This window comes from Acidiplasma aeolicum (genome assembly GCF_001402945.1).
In the GTDB taxonomy this organism is placed as follows: Archaea; Thermoplasmatota; Thermoplasmata; order Thermoplasmatales; family Thermoplasmataceae; genus Acidiplasma; species Acidiplasma aeolicum.
The window spans coordinates 1-2,249 of sequence record NZ_LKBG01000088.1 but is presented as its reverse complement, the minus strand read 5'-3'; the positions used below and the strand labels follow the sequence as shown (position 1 = coordinate 2,249).

Sequence of the window (2,249 nt, the reverse complement as noted above, 5' to 3'; positions counted from 1 at the left end):
ATAAGTGTGGTCGATGAATCAGGAAGCCTCATTGCCTTGGCATGAGGTAGCTCACATAAAAAACAGTGGACCTGAACTGGATGTAATTTATGCCCTTAGGGAATATCATTTTATCTTGTTGCCCATTTTGATTGCTTCCAGAATGTTAAAAGTCCATAAAGATTCGCAAAGAACATTATCAGGATTCCAAGAGCACCATATGATATTGTTCTAAGCCTTTCCTTTGGTACCCTTGCCATTACAGCCATAACAAATATAGAGTTACCAGCTATTCCAAGAAAATCTATAAAGAGTTTGTTAAGAGCATAAAATATCACCGCTGGATTTCTAATTTTATGTGTCAGCTCCAGTGGAAGTATCTGGAACATAATGTGTCTTAAAAACCTGTGCAGGGTTAATGAATCATAATATCCAAAATGTATGGTCATAAAATAAAGCCTGTAAAGCAATAAGAGGAAACCGGCCACAGGCACTATGTATAAATAAAGCACATTAAATGCATAGAACCACCCGGCCTTTTTTGTTGTACCGTTGGAAAGATTTTTAAAAAAGTAGTACCATCCATCTTTTGCCCACCTGATTTGCTGATGAATAAATTTTTTAAAATTGTCCTGAGCTGATGTCTCTACTGTAACGTTGTAATCCTTAACAACCTTATAGCCATTTTTAATAAGGTAACTGGTTATCTGAATATCATCACCAAGAACGGTTTTTCTGCCCATCACATGCTTATTTTTGAATTCATCTGATAGCAAAAACGGTTTGATTATACCCGTTTTATATGTAGCACAGTTGCCCACCGCTATCATTATACTTCCATGGTATGACATTGCCCTGAATACTATCTCCCTAGTTCTTTCTATAAATTCTGATGCATATGATATTTTATTTCCATTATTTCTAATCCTGATATTAACACTAACGCCACCAACATTCTTATTAAAATATTTAAGAACATCATACACTGCATTATCTGGCAGTTCTGTATCACTGTCAAGAAACATAACATATTTTGTATTTATATGTTTGATTCCCTCCACCATGGCGGCTCTTTTTCCACCGTGCTGTTCCAGAAGAATGAATTTACCTCCGTATTCCTCTGTTATGGATTTATATGGTTCATTGCACGCATCACCGACCACAATGAATTTTACTCCCTGTGATTTAACACTCCTTAAGACATTTCTAAAAATATTTTCATCCTCATTATAAACCGGAATTAATATGGTTGCCTCAGAAATATCAGGCTTTTTATTGCTTATCTCAGGTCTGTATTTCTCTGCATAATAAACATTTAAAACATAATAAATAAATGATAGAATCGCAAGAATTGTTAAAATTAAATAAATATATATGAACCTCACAGCCTCACACCTTTAAATTTTATCTTAATATTAATACTTTTTTGCTTACTAATTGTTTTTCTTGCTTTTTAATATTAACAATAATATTATCAGCATGAATATAATCAGCCTTTATGAGATCAGTTTCACTATTTTCAGGAGGCAAGGACTCCTTCCTTTCAGCAATGATTGCCCTTGAACAGGGATATGAAATAGAGTATGGAATTACAATAATACCGGAGGAATATTCAATGATGTTTCATTATCCAAATGCAGAGAATTCACGGCATGCTGCATCCCTTCTTGGAATTAAAATAAAATACATTAGGGAGGAAGAGTTTGAGGATTATCTTGGTAGCCTTGAGAATTTGGCACTCGTTACAGGGGCAATTGCATCTGATTACCAAAAAACAAGAATTGAAAAAAATTGTTATAAAAATAATGTTATAGTATACTCGCCCTTATGGCGCCTTGATCAGGAAACGGTAATAAATGAACTTTTATTAAGGAATATAAGGGCAATGATTGTTTCAGTATCAGCCGAGGGTTTCACACAAAATGATCTGGGCAAGGAAATTAATAATGAATATTTACAGCATTTAAAGGATTTGCACAAAAAATATGGAATAAATATAGCTGGCGAGGGAGGCGAGTATGAATCCTTTGTTTTTGGTCTTTCCAATAAAACAGTGCTTCCAGAAAGAAAACATATGGTATGGAGAAATTCTGGTGGTTATTTAATATTTGAATAATCATCTGATCTTTATGCTCTTAATATCATTTAATGAGGCCTCATTTTCCAGGGTGCTTGTATCCCCATATTCTTCACCAAGATAAACGGACCTTATAAGCCTCCTCATTATCTTTCCTGACCTTGTCTTTGGAAGTGAATTCACTATGTGTATC

The 2,249-nt window shown here is 34.3% G+C and carries 2 protein-coding genes; one reads left to right on the top strand and one right to left on the bottom strand.

The genetic code is table 11. From position 1 onward, the window contains the following. Positions 1–110: 110 nt before the first annotated feature. Positions 111–1,364 (bottom strand): glycosyltransferase family 2 protein, encoded by a 1,254-nt coding sequence (locus AOG54_RS02650; RefSeq protein ID WP_055032374.1) that lies wholly within the window; start codon positions 1,362–1,364, stop codon positions 111–113. A 113-nt stretch (positions 1,365–1,477) separates the two neighbouring features. On the opposite strand from AOG54_RS02650, the gene AOG54_RS02645 reads away from it, so the two are divergent. Then, positions 1,478–2,095 carry a diphthine--ammonia ligase gene (locus tag AOG54_RS02645; RefSeq protein ID WP_054963868.1) on the top strand — a complete coding sequence of 206 codons (618 nt, stop codon included), beginning with the start codon at positions 1,478–1,480 and terminating at the stop codon, positions 2,093–2,095. The last annotated feature ends 154 nt before the right edge of the window (positions 2,096–2,249 follow it).